The organism is Gordonia sihwensis, assembly GCF_029632925.1.
GTDB lineage: Bacteria > Actinomycetota > Actinomycetes > Mycobacteriales > Mycobacteriaceae > Gordonia > Gordonia sihwensis.
Map to the genome: position 1 here is coordinate 1,796,418 of NZ_CP121248.1, position 15,658 is coordinate 1,812,075.

14 protein-coding genes are annotated in these 15,658 nt (G+C 68.9%); 13 read left to right on the plus strand and 1 reads right to left on the minus strand.

The genetic code is table 11. The features are described 5' to 3' along the window. Positions 1-23 precede the first annotated feature (23 nt). Positions 24-503, plus strand: a complete 480-nt coding sequence (locus P5P27_RS08675; RefSeq protein ID WP_278127265.1) for a LuxR C-terminal-related transcriptional regulator — start codon at positions 24-26, stop codon at positions 501-503. Positions 504-535: 32 nt separating this feature from the next. Here P5P27_RS08675 and P5P27_RS08680 read toward each other — a convergent pair whose 3' ends face one another. After that, complete coding sequence (locus tag P5P27_RS08680) at positions 536-2,509, minus strand: acyl-CoA dehydrogenase family protein (RefSeq protein ID WP_062367996.1); 1,974 nt, start codon at positions 2,507-2,509, stop codon at positions 536-538. A gap of 96 nt (positions 2,510-2,605) precedes the next feature. Between P5P27_RS08680 and tesB the strand changes: the two genes are divergently transcribed. The 12 genes from tesB (at position 2,606) to P5P27_RS08740 (ending at position 15,026) form a co-directional block, all read left to right on the plus strand. Next, positions 2,606-3,457, plus strand: a complete 852-nt coding sequence (gene tesB, locus P5P27_RS08685) for an acyl-CoA thioesterase II (protein ID WP_006898334.1) — start codon at positions 2,606-2,608, stop codon at positions 3,455-3,457. Next, positions 3,454-4,065: a pyridoxal 5'-phosphate synthase glutaminase subunit PdxT gene (pdxT, locus tag P5P27_RS08690; protein ID WP_045539201.1), complete on the plus strand. Its 612-nt coding sequence runs from the start codon at positions 3,454-3,456 to the stop codon at positions 4,063-4,065. Before tesB ends, pdxT begins: the two co-directional genes overlap by 4 nt. A gap of 54 nt (positions 4,066-4,119) precedes the next feature. Further along, positions 4,120-4,875, plus strand: a complete 756-nt coding sequence (locus P5P27_RS08695; protein WP_006898332.1) for a YebC/PmpR family DNA-binding transcriptional regulator — start codon at positions 4,120-4,122, stop codon at positions 4,873-4,875. A 102-nt stretch (positions 4,876-4,977) separates the two neighbouring features. After that, positions 4,978-5,571, plus strand: coding sequence for a crossover junction endodeoxyribonuclease RuvC (gene ruvC, locus P5P27_RS08700; protein WP_006898331.1), 594 nt, complete (start codon positions 4,978-4,980; stop codon positions 5,569-5,571). Beyond that, complete coding sequence (gene ruvA, locus P5P27_RS08705; protein WP_006898330.1) at positions 5,568-6,161, plus strand: Holliday junction branch migration protein RuvA; 594 nt, start codon at positions 5,568-5,570, stop codon at positions 6,159-6,161. The genes ruvC and ruvA overlap by 4 nt, the downstream gene beginning before the upstream one ends. After that, the gene (ruvB, locus tag P5P27_RS08710) at positions 6,158-7,225 is read left to right on the plus strand and encodes a Holliday junction branch migration DNA helicase RuvB (protein WP_006898329.1); all 1,068 of its coding nucleotides are present in this window, start codon (positions 6,158-6,160) and stop codon (positions 7,223-7,225) included. Before ruvA ends, ruvB begins: the two co-directional genes overlap by 4 nt. Before the next feature lie 120 nt (positions 7,226-7,345). Next, positions 7,346-7,756 carry a preprotein translocase subunit YajC gene (gene yajC / locus P5P27_RS08715; RefSeq protein ID WP_045539198.1) on the plus strand — a complete coding sequence of 137 codons (411 nt, stop codon included), beginning with the start codon at positions 7,346-7,348 and terminating at the stop codon, positions 7,754-7,756. Positions 7,757-7,765: 9 nt separating this feature from the next. Further along, positions 7,766-9,385, plus strand: coding sequence for a protein translocase subunit SecD (secD, locus tag P5P27_RS08720; RefSeq protein WP_278127266.1), 1,620 nt, complete (start codon positions 7,766-7,768; stop codon positions 9,383-9,385). Next, on the plus strand, positions 9,382-10,455 hold the full coding sequence (gene secF / locus P5P27_RS08725) for a protein translocase subunit SecF (protein ID WP_278127267.1): 1,074 nt from the start codon (positions 9,382-9,384) through the stop codon (positions 10,453-10,455). Before secD ends, secF begins: the two co-directional genes overlap by 4 nt. Then, entirely contained in the window at positions 10,452-12,152 is a 1,701-nt protein-coding gene (locus tag P5P27_RS08730; protein ID WP_278127268.1) for an ABC transporter substrate-binding protein, read from the plus strand. The genes secF and P5P27_RS08730 overlap by 4 nt, the downstream gene beginning before the upstream one ends. Next, the gene (locus tag P5P27_RS08735; RefSeq protein WP_006898324.1) at positions 12,149-12,718 is read left to right on the plus strand and encodes an adenine phosphoribosyltransferase; all 570 of its coding nucleotides are present in this window, start codon (positions 12,149-12,151) and stop codon (positions 12,716-12,718) included. The genes P5P27_RS08730 and P5P27_RS08735 overlap by 4 nt, the downstream gene beginning before the upstream one ends. Beyond that, complete coding sequence (locus P5P27_RS08740) at positions 12,687-15,026, plus strand: RelA/SpoT family protein (protein ID WP_372452522.1); 2,340 nt, start codon at positions 12,687-12,689, stop codon at positions 15,024-15,026. The genes P5P27_RS08735 and P5P27_RS08740 overlap by 32 nt, the downstream gene beginning before the upstream one ends. The last annotated feature ends 632 nt before the right edge of the window (positions 15,027-15,658 follow it).

Below are 15,658 nucleotides of genomic sequence, written 5' to 3' on the forward strand. Positions count from 1 at the left end.
AGCGCCGAGAAAGGGAATTCGAGATGACCGTCACCGCAATCGCCGCCGCTCCTGCCGCCGCCCCCGCCGCCCGCGAGGCCGCACGCACCCGCCACTCACGCGGACCGGGTTCGGCGAGCAGCGGCGCCGCGTCGGCCGTCGACCGTCGTCGCCGGGAGGCGCTCGCCCGGCTCAGCGCCCGGGTGATGCCGTTGCCCGGCCGCCCGCTGTACGCCGCGCCCGCTCCCGCCGCTGCGGGCCGGCAGGCCGACGCGGCGGTTCCGGCGGCGCGGCTGCCGCAGCCGACGCTCACCGATCGGGAGGTGGAGGTGCTGCGCACCTGGCTGATGCTCGATTCGAAGCCTGCGGTCGCCGAGGCGCTGTACATCTCGCTCGGCACGGTCAACACCCATCTGACCCGCATCCGGGCCAAGTACGCCGAACTCGGCCGTCCGGCCTCCACCAAGGCCGCGCTCGTCGCCCGTGCGATTCAGGACGACATCGTCGACATCGACGAGCTCTGAGGCCCGGCCAGTCGCCGGTGAACCTGCCGGTCCTACCGGTGCCGCAGCATCGGCACGTCGAGACCGACCGGCGGCACGCCGAAGGCGTCGACGAGCGTCTGAGCGTGCGGCCGCAGGTCGGCGCAGAGTTCGTTGACGCCGCGACGGACGGCCTTGGCGCGTTCCACGCTGATGTGCCGGTGCATGAGGAACCACGACAGGTCCTCTTCGAGGACCGAGTAGACGAACAGGTCGCGGACCCGCTTGAGCAACCGGCGGGTCTCGCGGTCCTGGACTCGTCCGATCACCTCGACGAAGGTCTCGAGAACGATCCGCTCGATGTGCGCCTGCCCGACCTTGATCAGGTGATCCTGGGTGTCGGTGAAGACCGCTACCGGATCGGCGTCGTCCTCGCGGGCGCGTCCCAGCCGTCCCGCGACCGTCCGGGTGAGGTGATCCTCCCGGTTGCGGAGCAGCCTGAGCTGAGTTCCGGGGTGTGTGAGGGCGCTGTTCTCGGGGTCTCCGTCGGAGCCGTCGAGCAGGGTCTGCACCACCTGCCGCGCCGCGGTCTTCTCCAGCGCGACGCTGCCTGCCATGTTGGCGACGAACCTCACCCATCCCACGGGGTCGAGGTCGCGGATGTCGTCCGCGTACGAGGTGAGCTGCTGCTTGGCGACGAGTTGCGTGAGTACCAGGTTGTCGCCCTCGAAGGTGGTGAAGACGTCGATGTCGCCGCGGAGCAGGGGCAGCAGATTCTCCGACAGGTACCCGGCGCCACCGCAGGCTTCGCGCGCCTCGGAGATCGCGCGCTGGGCCAGCGCCGTGTGACCGGCTTTGATGGCGGCGGCCTTGGTCTCCAGACGGCGCATGTCGGCCGGGTCGACGGTGTCCGGGTCCGCGGTCTGCAAGTCGTGGAGTTCGGCGGTGACCTCGTTCTGTGCGAGTGCGAAGGCGTATGCGCGCGCCACCAGGGGGAGAAGCCGTCGCTGGTGTGTGCGGTAGTCCATCAGCAGTAGTTCGCCGTCGCCGCCGGGCGCCTGAAACTGTCGGCGGACCAGGGCGTAGTTCACCGCGAGGGCCAGGCCGAAGCGTCCCGCGGCACCGGCCGAGGCGCCTACGGTGACGCGGCCGCGGACCAGGGTGCCGAGCATGGTGAAGAACCGGCGGTTGTCGGACTCGATGGGGCTGGAGTACGTGCCGTCGGCGGCCACGTCGCCGTACCGGTTGAGCAGGTTGGCGCGCGGGACACGGACGTGGTCGAAGGAGATCCGGCCGTTGTCCACTCCGGGGAGACCGCCCTTGTAGCCGCAGTCGGAGGTGGTGACGCCGGGGAGGTCGGCGCCGTCGGCGTCCCGGATCGGCACCACGAAGCAGTGGACGCCGCGGCCGACCGGTTCCTCGCCCGGCCCGCCGGTGACGAGCTGTGCGAAGACCGCGGCGTAGCGGGCGTGGGCGGCGGCCCCGCCGATGTAGTCCTTGCGCGAGTTCGGCGTCGGCGAATGGATTTCGAACTCTTCGGTGTCGGGTCGATAGGTGGCGGTGGTCTCCAAGTGCTGGACGTTGGATCCGTGGCCGGTCTCCGTCATCGCGAAACAGCCGAGTACGTCGAGGTCGATGAGGCCGCGGACGTATTCGTCGTGGTGGCGTGCGGTGCCGAGGTTCTCGATGGCTCCGCCGAACAGGCCCCATTGGACGCCGGCCTTGACCATCAGTGAGAGGTCGCCGTAGCCGATGGTCTCGATGGCGGTGACGGCTGCGCCCACGTCACCGGTGCCGCCGTGCTCGGCCCGGAAGCCGGCAGCGGGGAAACCGAGGGCGACCATCTCCTTCATCTGGCCGAGCACGCGGGCGCGATAGTCGTCGAGGGACAGTCCGGACTGAGGGAGCAGTGCGTGAGTCTGGATGTGGTCGCGCACGGTGTCGCGGGTGGCGGCCCACCGCCCGTCGAGGACGGTGCGCAACCGGGCGGCCAGATCCGCTCCGGTGTCGTCGGTGCCTGCGTCTGCAGAACTCGTCTCGGGGCTCATGCCCTGACCCTACCGAGGGGTTGCCGACGCCGGGAGCGGAGCGGAGTGCGTGGAGCGGTGTGCGCGGGTCTCGGCAGCTGGTGCGATAATCGCCGGGTGGCGAGCATTGAAGAGATTCTGGCCGTGGAGCGGATCGACAACGACATCTATCGCGGCGGTTCCTTCCCGAGCCAACTGCGCAGGACGTTCGGCGGTCAGGTGGCCGGGCAGGCCCTGGTGGCCGCGACCCGGACAGTGGACCGGGAGTTCGCCGTCCACTCGCTGCACGGCTATTTCCTCCGGCCGGGAAGGCCGGACGAGCCCGCGGTGTTCATGGTCGACCGCATCCGCGACGGGCGTTCGTTCGTGACCCGGCGGGTGACCGGCGTGCAGGACGGCGAGGCGATCTTCTCGATGTCGGCGTCGTTCCATGTGACCCACGACGAGGGCATCGAGCACCAGGATCGGATGCCCGAGGTGCCGGACCCGGAGTCGCTGCCGGGCCGCGAGTCGGCGGACGACAGTCAGAGGGCGCTGCTGGAGGAGTGGGCGAACTTCGACATCCGGATCGTCGGTCAGGCGGAGACCTCCAGGTATCCGGGGCTGGCCGCACAACAGCGGGTCTGGTTCAAGTACCGGCTCCCGTTGCCGGACGACCATCTGCTGCACGTGTGCACTCTGGCGTACATGAGTGACATGACGCTGCTGGGGTCGTCGATGACGGTGCACCCGGGGGCGAAGGCGCAGACGGCCTCGCTCGATCACGCGATGTGGTTCCTCCGGCCGTTCCGGGCCGACGACTGGCTGCTGTACGACCAGACCTCGCCGTCGGCGGGCGGCGGGCGGGCCCTGACCCAGGGCCGGATCTTCGACCGCTCCGGCCGGATGGTGGCCGCGGTGACCCAGGAGGGACTGACCAGGTCGGTCGCTACCGACTCGGCCGCGTCGATCATGAGGCAGGACCGGTGAGCGTGCGGATCGGTGTGCTCGCTCTGCAGGGCGATGTCCGCGAGCACGTGGCGGCGCTGGCCGCGTGCGGTGCCGAGGCGGTGCCGGTGCGCCGGGAATCGGAGCTCGACGCGGTGGACGGCCTGGTGATCCCCGGCGGCGAATCGACGGCGATGAGCCGGCTGCTCGGTGTGTTCGAGCTCTACGACCCGCTGGTGAAGCGGTTGCGCGACGGGCTGCCCGCGTACGGCTCATGCGCGGGGATGATCATGCTGGCGTCGAAGATCCTCGACACCCGGCCGGACGCCCGGCATCTCGACGCACTGGATGTGACGGTGCGGCGCAATGCGTTCGGGCGTCAGGTGGAATCGTTCGAGACCGATCTGAGCTTCGCCGGCATCACCGACCGACCGGGGGCGCGTCCGGTGCGCGCGGTGTTCATCCGGGCGCCGTGGGTGGAGGAGACCGGGCCGGGAGTGCAGGTCCTGGCGACGGTGGACCGCGGGCCCGCGGCGGGGCGTGTCGTCGCCGTACGGCAGGGAAATGTGCTGGCCACGTCGTTTCATCCGGAGGTCACCGGCGACGTGCGCGTGCACGAGTTCTTCGTCGATATGGTTGCCACAGCGTAGAATCTGCCCGTGCCCTGACAGGCATCGCTGACTTTTCACGAAGGGAACACCACAATGAGCGGCCACTCCAAATGGGCCACCACCAAGCACAAGAAGGCTGTCATCGACGCCAAGCGCGGCAAGATGTTCGCCAAGCTGATCAAGAACATCGAGGTGGCGGCTCGTACGGGTGGTAGTGATCCGGCAGGCAATCCGACGCTGTACGACGCGATTCAGAAGGCGAAGAAGTCGTCGGTCCCGAACGACAACATCGAGCGAGCACGCAAGCGCGGCGGCGGTGAAGAGGGCGGCGGCGCCGACTGGCAGAACATCACCTACGAGGGCTACGGCCCCAACGGCGTCGCCATCCTGATCGAGTGCCTGACCGACAACCGCAACCGTGCCGCGACCGAGGTCCGGGTGGCGATGACCCGCAACGGCGGCAACATGGCCGACCCGGGCTCGGTGTCGTACCTGTTCACCCGCAAGGGCGTGGTGACGTTGGAGAAGGGCGATCAGACCGAGGACGACGTGCTGATGGCCGTGCTGGACGCGGGTGCCGAGGAGGTCACCGATCTGGGTGATTCCTTCGAGATCGTCAGCGAACCCGGTGATCTGGTCGCCGTGCGCACGGCGCTCCAGGAGGCGGGAATCGACTACGACTCGGCCGAGCCGGACTTCCGCGCGTCGGTCGAGGTGGCCGTCGACGCCGAGGGTGCGCGCAAGGTGATGAAGCTGATCGATGCGCTGGAGGACTCCGACGACGTTCAGAACGTCTACAGCAATGTCGACATCAGCGACGAGGTGCTCGCCGAGCTCGAGAACGACTGATAGAGTCTCGAACAAGTGTTCTTACCGCTGCGAGGCAGCGGAGGATGCCGTCGTCGTGCCGATCGGGTGCGACGACGGCCTTGATCGGGAAGTGAGGCGCGAGTGCGAGTCATGGGCGTCGACCCCGGCCTCACCCGATGCGGAATCGCGTTGGTGGAGGCGGGAACCGGCCGCAGAGTCACCGCGCTCGACGTCGACGTGGTCCGCACCCCGGCCGACATGGAGCTGGCCGAACGGCTGCTTGCGATCCACGTGGGCGCCGTCCACTGGATCGACACGCACGGACCCGACGTCGTGGCGATCGAGCGGGTCTTCGCGCAACGCCAGGTGAGCACGGCGATGGGTACGGCACAGGCGGCGGGCGTGATCGCGCTGGCCGCGGCGCAACGCGGAATCCCGGTGCGGTTCCACACGCCGAGCGAGGTGAAGGCCGCTGTCACCGGCTCCGGCCGGGCGGACAAGGCGCAGGTGACGGCGATGGTCACGCGGATTCTCGGAATGCAGACGCCGCCGAAGCCGGCCGACGCGGCCGACGCGCTCGCGCTGGCCATCTGTCACTGCTGGCGCGGTCCGGTCAACGATCGCATGGAAGAGGCCGCCAAGCGGGCGCGCGAGGCGCAGAACCGTCATCGCGCCCGTCTCAAGGCGGCACAGGAGGAGGCCCGCGCTGTGCTGGGTGGAGAGGCGGCGTCGTGATCGCGTCCGTGTCCGGCGAGGTCATCGACATCGCGCTCGATCACGCTGTGATCGAATGCGCCGGAGTCGGTTATCGCGTCTTGGCGACTCCTCCGACTCTCGGGTCGCTCAAGCGGGGGACCACAGTGCGGCTCCTCACCGCCATGATGGTGCGCGAGGACTCGATGACGCTGTACGGCTTCACCGATCCCGAGGCGCGCGACCTGTTCGGGTTGCTGCAGACGGTGACCGGCGTCGGTCCGCGTCTGGCGATGGCGACGCTGGCGGTCCTCGAGCCGGACACCCTGCGGCGTGCGCTGGCCGATTCGGATGCGAAGGCGCTCACGGCGGTTCCGGGGATCGGCAAGCGGGTGGCTGAACGGCTGGTGGTGGAGCTGCGCGACAAGGTGACCGCCGGACCGGCGTCGTCGCAGGCGGGAGTCTCGGTGCCTGCCGGAGCCGGCGCCCAGGTCACCGAGGCTCTCGTCGGCCTCGGCTTTACCGAGGGCGCCGCGCAGAAGGCCGTCGCCGCGGTACTCGCCGACAACGCCGACGCCGACTCGTCGGCTCTCCTTCGCGCCGCGCTCACCGCCCTCGGGCCGCGTCGATGAATCCGGAGGAAGACTTCCTGGCGGCCGGTCCCATCGCGGGCGACGGTGACCTCGACGCGAGTCTGCGGCCGTCGAGCCTGACCGACTTCATCGGGCAGCCGCGCGTCCGCGAACAGCTCGAACTGGTGCTGCACGCGGCGCGGGCGCGGGGCCGCACGCCCGATCACATCCTGCTGTCGGGGCCTCCCGGGCTGGGCAAGACGTCGCTGGCGATGATCATCGCCGGCGAGATGGGGGCGGCGATCCGCATCACCTCGGGCCCCGCGCTGGAGCGGGCGGGCGATCTGGCGGCGATGCTGTCGAATCTCGTCGAGGGCGATGTGCTGTTCATCGACGAGATCCATCGCATCGCCCGGCCCGCCGAGGAGATGCTGTACCTGGCGATGGAGGACTTCCGCGTCGACGTCGTCGTGGGCAAGGGCCCGGGCGCCACGTCCATCCCGCTGGAGGTGGCGCCGTTCACCCTGGTGGGCGCCACCACGCGATCCGGCGCACTGACCGGCCCGCTGCGCGACCGGTTCGGATTCACCGCGCACATGGAGTTCTACGAGACCGGCGAGCTGGTCCGGGTGCTGCAGCGGTCGGCGGCGATCCTCGGGATCGCCATCGAACCGGAGGCCGCGGCCGAGGTCGCCGGACGCTCGCGCGGAACACCCCGGATCGCGAATCGGCTCCTGCGGAGAGTGCGGGACTACGCGGAGGTGCGCGGCGACGGCCGCGTCGACCTGTCGGCCGCGCGCGCGGCGCTGGCGGTGTACGACGTGGACGAACTGGGACTGGATCGGCTCGATCGCGCGGTCCTCGGCGCTCTCGTGCGCGGCTTCGGCGGGGGGCCGGTGGGCGTCTCGACCCTCGCCGTGGCCGTCGGCGAGGAACCGGCCACGGTGGAAGAGGTGTGCGAGCCGTTCCTGGTGCGCGCCGGAATGATCGCGCGGACTCCGCGAGGCCGTGTCGCCACCGCGGCGGCCTGGCATCACCTGGGTCTTCAGCCGCCGGCGGGTGCGATGGACCGAGTGCTCGGGGTCCGCGTGCGCGAGGACGGCACCGGAACCCTCTTCGACTGACGCACGTCACGCCGTCGGACGGGCGGTCGTGCGACGCGATCGGTCGGAGGGTGAATCAGAATCGCGACGCGAGCGCCACCTGTGAGTCTCGCGCCCGGCGGGCCTGGCACACTGGTCCCCATGGAATCGTTGATCCTCCCGTTGATGCTGGTCTTGATGGCCGGCTTCATGTTCTTCAGCATCCGCAACCAGAAGAAGCGTGCGGCCGCTATGAACGAGATGCAGAACTCCCTCGAGGCCGGTGCGCGCGTGCAGCTGCATTCGGGTCTCTTCGCCACCGTGGTCGACACCGGCGACGGTGACAGCGACGTCGTGAAGCTCGAGCTCGCTCCCGGTGTGGTGACCGAGTGGAACCGGCTGGCCATCCGCGAGGTCGTGACGCCGGAGAGCGAGGCCACCGATGAGGCCCCCGAGGTGGAGACCACAGCGCTTGAGACCACCGCGATCGAGACATCAGAGATCGTTCCGGACGCGCCGGCGGCCGACGAATCGCGCGACGAGAAGAACGAAGCGAAGCCCGAAGAGAAGTAGACGACCCACGTGACTAAACCCAATCGACGCGCCGCCGGCACCAAGCTGCGGCCCGAGGTTGCACCGTGGAAGCCGCTCACGGTGTTCTTCGTCGTCCTCGGCATCATCTATGCGCTGGTGTTCTTCACGGGCGGCGGAAGCCCGAAGCCCAAACTCGGCATCGACCTGCAGGGCGGCACCCGGGTGGTGCTGACCGCTCGCACCGACGACGGCAAGGCGCCCTCGGCCGAACAGCTCGACCAGGCGCGCCAGATCATCGACCAGCGCGTCAACGGCCTCGGCGTCGGCGGCTCGGAGGTCGTCGTCAACGGCAGCACCATCGTCATCACCGTGCCGGGTGACGACGGCAAACAGGCTCGTGCGCTCGGTCAGACCGCGCGGCTTTACATTCGTCCGGTCGTCGAGCAGCAGCCGGCGACCAAGCAGAAACCGGATCCGACGGCCAAGAAGGTCGCCGATATGACGCCGGAGGAGCAGACCGCGGCCATCGACGAGCAGCGCAGCCTGCGGCAGGCCCCGGCGAACGCCGACAAGGCCGCCCTCGACAAGCTCCGACAGGAGATGGGCAAGCTCGACTGCTCGGCGTCGGCCAACGACCCGCTGGTGGGCCACGACCGGCCGAACGAGTACCTCGTCACCTGCGGTGACAAGGACGGGATGGTGTACCTGCTCGAGCCGATGCTGATCGACGGCCGCGATATCGCGAGCGCGAAGGCCGGGCAGAACCAGACGGGCGCGTGGACGGTCAACGTCGATTTCAAGGGCGACGGCAAGAAGACGTGGGCCGACTACACGGGCAAGCACGTCGGAACCCAGACCGCGGTCACGCTCGACACCCGGGTGCTGAGTGCGCCGTCGATCAACCAGCAGATTCTCGGCACCACCGAGATCAGCGGCTCCTTCACCCAGGACGAGGCGAACCAGCTGGCCAACGCACTGAAATACGGTTCGCTGCCGCTGTCGTTCGCGATGTCGGACGCACAGACGGTCTCGGCGACCCTCGGACTGCACTCGCTGCAGGCCGGCCTGATCGCCGGCCTGGTCGGCCTGATCCTGGTCCTGATCTACTCGCTGATCTACTACCGCGCGATGGGCTTCCTGTCGGTGCTGTCGCTGATCCTGGCCGGTGCGATGGTGTACGGCATCATCGTGCTGCTGGGCCGCTGGATCGACTTCACGCTCGACCTCGCGGGCATCGCCGGTCTGATCATCGGCATCGGCATGACCGCCGACTCGTTCGTGGTCTACTTCGAGCGCATCAAGGACGAGATGCGTGAGGGCCGGACGGTGCGGTCGGCGGTGTCCCGCGGCTGGCAGAGCGCGCGGCGCACGGTCTGGACCGGCAACGCGGTCAGCTTCATCTGCGCGGCGATCATCTACCTGCTCGCCGTGGGGGCGGTGCGCGGATTCGCGTTCACCCTGGGCTTGACCACGCTGATCGACATCGTCATCGTGTTCCTCGTGACGCACCCGCTGGTGGTGCTCGCGAGCCGGAACGAGTTCCTTTCCCGACCGGCCGTCAACGGCCTCGGCGCGGTATCGGAGGTGGCGCGGGCTCGTCGCAAGGCGAGCGCAGCGGCACGCACCTCCGGCTCCGCCGCTGATCGATCAGAGGGGGAGTCGCAGTGAGCGACAAGACGACCTCAGACACGTCGCGCTCCGGCACGGCGCCCGCGGACTGGGCCGACGCCGACTACGTCGCGGCCAAGGACCAGTCCTTCCTCTCCCGCCTGTACTCCGGCACCGGCGCCTTCGACGTCGTCGGGCGGCGCCGCCGGATGTGGTACGTCATCTCCGGCGTGATGATGCTGATCTGCATCCTGTCGATCGCGATCCGCGGGTTCACCTTCGGCATCGACTTCGAGGGCGGAACCCAGGTGTCGGTGCCCGCACGCGCCGGCGTCACCACGAGCGAGGTGTCGAAGGTATTCAGCGACACCCTCGGCAAGGACCCGCAGTCGGTTCAGCAGGCGGGCAGCGGCAACTCCGCGACCATCCAGCTGCGCACCGAGACGCTCACGACCGAGGAGACCGGCAAGCTCCTGCACGCGCTCGGCACGGCCTTCGAGCCGGAGGTGACCCAGGCCGATGTGAGTTCCTCCGACGTCAGCTCGACGTGGGGTAAGGAGATCACGCGAAAGATGCTGATCGCGCTCGCGGTGTTCCTGGTGGTGGCGTTCATCTACATCGCGATCAGATTCGACAAGGAGATGTCGATCGCGGCGATGGCCTCGCTGATCTTCGACCTCGTCGTCACCGCCGGCATCTATTCGCTCGTCGGTTGGGAGATGACGCCCGCGACGGTGATCGGCCTGCTGACGATTCTCGGCTTCTCCGTCTACGACACGGTGGTGGTCTTCGACAAGGTCGAGGAGAACACCAGATCGGTGCTCGCGACCACGCGTCGCACATACGCCGAGCAGACCAACCTCGCAGTGAACCAGACGCTGATGCGCTCGATCAACACCACGGTGATCTCGATCCTGCCGATCATCGCGCTGATGGTGGTCGCCGTGTGGATGCTCGGTGTCGGCACGCTGAAGGATCTGGCGCTGATCCAGCTCGTCGGCGTGGTCGTCGGCACCTTCTCCTCGGTCTTCCTCGCCTCGCCGCTGCTGGTGACGATGAAGGAACGATCGACCGACATCAAGCGGCACACGGCCAAGGTCCTCGCCCGCCGAGAGAAGGTCTCAGCATGATTCACCCGCGGCTGCGCCGTGCCGCAGCTCTGCTCGCGGTCGGTGCGGCCGCGGGTGGAGCACTCGTCGCGTGCGGCGGCGAGAAGCGGTCGGACGTGGACTACCTCATCGACGCACGGGTGTCGTCGTACAACGTCAACACCGTCGACGCGCATGCCGACGGTGCCCTGATGGCGCTGACCCGCGTGCTCCCGGGCTTCTCCATCGTCGGCCCGGAGGGCCAGATCCTCGCCGATCGGGACGTGGGCACCGTCTCGCAGGAACAGGGCGAGGCCCTGACTCTGCGCTACGACTTCACACCCGCCGCGGTCTACTCCGACGGCACCGCGCTCAGCTGCGACGATCTGTTCCTGGCGGCGACCGCGATGGGCGGCTCGGTACCGGGTTTCGACGCCGCCACCAACGCGGGCTACCGCGACATCGCGCGTGTGGAATGCACACCGGGCGCCCGGACCGCCACCGTGGTCTTCAAACGCGGCAGCGCCTACGGCCAGTGGAACGAGCTCTTCGGTTCCGGAACGCTGCTGCCCGCGCACGTCGTGGCGCGGCTGGCGGGCGTGCCCAACGTGGTCGACCCGATCCGTTCGGGCGACCGGACCGCGATCGCCAAGATCGCGAAGGCGTGGAACACCGGTTTCGACCTTCGGCCGGGAGCCGCGGTCGAGGCCGACCGGTTCCCGTCCGCCGGTCCGTATCGCATCGACTCGTACACCGTCGACGGCGGTCTCAAGCTGGTCGCGAACGACAAGTGGTGGGGCGCGCGCCCGGCGGCGCAGACCATCACCGTCTGGCCGCGGGGCACCGACGGCGAAGCCGCCCTCGACGGTTCCCGGTCCACCGTCATCGACACCGCCGACCTCGCGCTCGGCGATCGGGTGTCCGGACGCGCCGCGCCCACCACCCCCGTCGACCGATCGACGTTGCGCGAACCGGCTCCGCTGTCGGTGACGCAGCTGGTGTTCGCCGGCAAGGGGGCCGCGGCCGATCCGCTGGTACGCAAGGCACTGGCGTCGTGCATGCCGCGCGACGCTCTCGCCCGCCGCTTCGGCACCAACGGCGTGGTGTGGAATCTGCGCACCGCCTCACCCGCGGATCCTCTGGGACCGTCGCTGAACGTCCAGTACGGCCGCCGGTACCCGCGGTCGGACGTGCCGCGAGCCAAGGAACTGCTGGCCCAGCGTGTGATCGGAGAGAACGGGGCGCGCGCGAAACCCCGGATCCGGATCGGATACCTCGCGAAGTCGCAGGAGAACGCCGACGCGGTCCGGATGATCGCCGACGCCTGCACTCCCGCGGGTTTCACCGTGGAGGACGTCGCCTCGCCCGATCTGTCGGTGACCGCGCTCGGCAAGGACGTCGACGCGCTGCTGCTCTCGGACGGGAGCTTCGCCGCGTCGAGCACCGCATCGGGCTTCCCCGAGGCGTACGCACTCTTCGGCGGCGACCCGCTGAACCTGTCGGGTTTCCGTAACAAGCAGGTCAGCGACGCGATCACCGAGCTGGCGGCGACGCGCAGCGACAGCGCCCGGCTACCGCTGCTGCGGACGATCGAGACGGCGGCGTGGGACGAGCTGCCGACGGTTCCGCTGTTCGGCACCGTCCGCGCACGGGAATCGTCGTCGGTCACGCATGTGGTCCCCGGGCTCGGCGTGTCGGGCACCGGCTGGAACATGGACCGCTGGGGCGTGTCGGGGTGAGCCTCACCGAACGCTCGTCCGACCTGCGGGGCCTGGCGCAGGCCGCGATCGAGCAGCATGCCCGGCTCGTCGCCGACTTCCCTTCGCCCGGTGTCGAATTCAAAGATCTGACGCCCGTTCTCGCCGATGCGGCGGCGTTCGCCGCGGTGACCGGCGCACTCGCCCAGGCCTGCGCGGGGGCCGACCTCATCGCGGGCATCGACGCGCGAGGCTTCCTCGTCGGCGGTGCCGTGGCCCGCGAACTGGGCACAGGTCTCGTCGCGGTCCGTAAGGCGGGCAAGCTGCCGCCGCCGGTCATCGGCGTCGACTACCAGCTCGAATACGGCACGTCGCGGCTCGAGGTGCCGGCCGAGGGGATCGACTTCACGGGGCGCCGTGTCGCCGTGGTCGACGACGTCCTGGCGACCGGGGGCACGGTCGTGGCCGCCACCCGGCTGCTCGAATCCGCCGGCGCGCGGGTCGAGGCGATCGCGGTGATCATGGAACTCGCGGATCTGCCCGGCCGGGCCACGATCGCGGCGGACCTCGGACCCGCTGTTCGAGTGCATAACCTCTGCCGCGGCTGAGTACCATCGCGTTATGAGCGATCCCGACACCAAGCGCCCGGACGACGGTTCACCGCTGAGTTCGCGCCGCGTGCGAGCGCGTTTGGCACGGCGGATGACGGCGCCGCCGCGCAGCGGGGTCGCGCCGGTCCTGGAACCGCTCGTGAGTCTGCACCGCGAGGTGTATCCGAAAGCCGACGTCGCCGTCCTGCAGCAGGCCTATGCGGTGGCGGAGGAGGCCCACTCGGGCCAGTTCCGCAAGTCCGGTGATCCGTACATCACGCATCCACTGGCGGTCGCCACCATCCTCGCCGACCTGGGCATGGACACCACCACGCTGGTGGCGGCGCTGCTGCACGACACGGTCGAGGACACCAGCTACTCCTTGGAGAAGCTCGAGGCGGACTTCGGCGCCGAAGTGGCGCATCTGGTCGACGGCGTCACCAAACTCGACAAGGTGGCGCTCGGCAGTGCGGCGGAGGCCGAGACCATTCGCAAGATGATCATCGCGATGGCGCGTGACCCGCGGGTGCTGGTCATCAAAGTCGCCGACCGTCTCCACAACATGCGCACCATGCGGTTCCTCCCGCCCGAGAAGCAGGCCCGCAAGGCGCGCGAGACCCTCGAGGTGATCGCACCGCTCGCGCACCGGCTGGGCATGGCGACCGTGAAGTGGGAACTGGAGGATCTCGCCTTCGCGATTCTGCATCCGAAGAAGTACGAGGAGATCGTCCGGCTCGTCGCCGACCGCGCACCCAGCCGGGACACCTATCTCGCGCGCGTGCGCTCCGACCTCAACACCGCGCTCGGCGCCTCGCGCATCACCGCCACCGTCGAAGGCCGGCCGAAGCACTACTGGTCGATCTATCAGAAGATGATCGTCAAGGGCAAGGACTTCGACGACATCCACGATCTCGTCGGCATGCGCATCCTGTGCGACGAGGTCCGCGACTGCTACGCCGCGATCGGCGTGGTCCACTCGCTCTGGCAGCCGATGGCCGGTCGCTTCAAGGACTACATCGCGCAACCCAGCTTCGGCGTGTATCAGTCGCTGCACACCACGGTGATCGGCCCCGAGGGCAAGCCGCTCGAGGTGCAGATCCGCACCTTCGAGATGCACCGGACCGCGGAGTTCGGCATCGCCGCGCACTGGCGCTACAAGGAGGGCCGGAAGGGCAAGGGGCGCAAGGCGACCGACATCGCCGAGGTCGACGACATGGCGTGGATGCGGCAGTTGCTCGACTGGCAGCGGGAGGCGGCCGACCCGGGGGAGTTCCTCGAGTCCCTGCGCTACGACCTCGCGGTGAAGGAGATCTTCGTCTTCACCCCGAAGGGCGACGTGATCACGCTCCCCGCGGGGTCGACGCCCATCGACTTCGCGTACGCGGTCCACACCGAGGTCGGCCACCGGTGCATCGGAGCCCGCGTGAACGGGCGACTGGTGGCGCTGGAGCGGGCGCTGGAGAACGGCGAAGTGGTGGAGGTGTTCACGTCCAAGGCCGAGAACGCCGGACCCAGCAAGGACTGGCAGAACTTCGTCGTCTCGCCCCGCGCCAAGGCCAAGATCCGCCAATGGTTCGCCAAGGAGCGCCGCGAGGAGGCACTCGAAGCCGGCAAGGACGCGATCGTCAAGGAGGTCCGCCGCGGCGGTCTGCCCGTGCACCGGCTGGTCTCGGGCGAGTCGATCAACGCGCTGGCCAAGGAGTTCGGCTTCAACGACGTCGATGCGCTGTACACGGCGGTCGGAGAGGGTCATGTGCCCGCGGGACGGGTGGTGCATCGGCTGGTGGCGATGCTCGGCGGCGTCGACGCGGCCGAAGAGGAGATCGCCAATCGGGCCACTCCGTCGTCGCCGACCCGCAGCAGGCAGAGCGGTGACAGCGGCGTCGTGGTCGAGGGCGTCGACAACGTGCTGGTCAAGCTCGCCAAATGCTGCACCCCGGTGCCGGGCGACGAGATCCTGGGCTTCGTGACCCGGGGCGGCGGCGTCAGCGTGCACCGCTCCGACTGCACCAATGCCGACGACCTGCGGTCGCAGCCCGAACGCCTGGTCCCGGTGAGTTGGGCGCCCAACCCGTCCTCGGTGTTCCTGGTCGCGATCCAGGTGGAGGCTCTCGATCGGCACCGGCTGCTCTCCGACGTGACCCGCGTCCTCGCCGACGAGCGCGTCAACATCCTCTCCGCCTCGCTCACCACCAACCGTGATCGTGTCGCGGTCAGCAAGTTCACATTCGAGATGGGCGACCCCAAGCATCTCGGCCACGTGCTGAACGTGGTCCGCAACGTCGAGGGCGTCTACGACGTCTACCGCGTGACGTCCGCCGCCTGACCCGCGCCCCTTGAGGGTTCGGAGGGCGCGACGGGCCTGGTTCAGGGCTATCTGCCTCTTCAGGGTCATCGAGTAGCGGAGGAGCGGAGCGACGGAGCGTATCGAGATTGCGTGCGTGTGTCTCGATGCGCCGTGTCGCTTCGCTCTCTTGGCTTTCTCGACGGGCCTGGATAACAGGGTTATCGAGTAGCGGAGGAGCGCAGCGACGGAGCGTATCGAGATTGCGTGCGTGTGTCTCGATGCGCCGTGTCGCTTCGCTCTCTTGGCTTTCTCGACCGGCCTGGATAACAGGGTCATCGAGTAGCGGAGGAGCGCAGCGACGGAGCGTATCGAGATTGCGTGCGTGTGTCTCGATGCGCCGTGTCGCTTCGCTCTCTTGGCTTTCTCGACTGGCCTGGGTAGCAGCGGAGCGACGGAGCGTATCGAGGTTGTGCGTGTGTCTCGATGCGCCGTGTCGCTTCGCTCTCTTGGCTTTCTCGACTGGCCTGGGTAGCAGGGCAGCGACGGAGCGTGTCGAGATTGCGTGTGTGTCTCGATGCGCCGTGTCGCTTCGCTCTCTTGGCTTTCTCGACCGGCCTGGGGCGCAGCGGAGCGACGGAGCGTGTCGAGATTGCGGGTGGGTCTCGATGTGC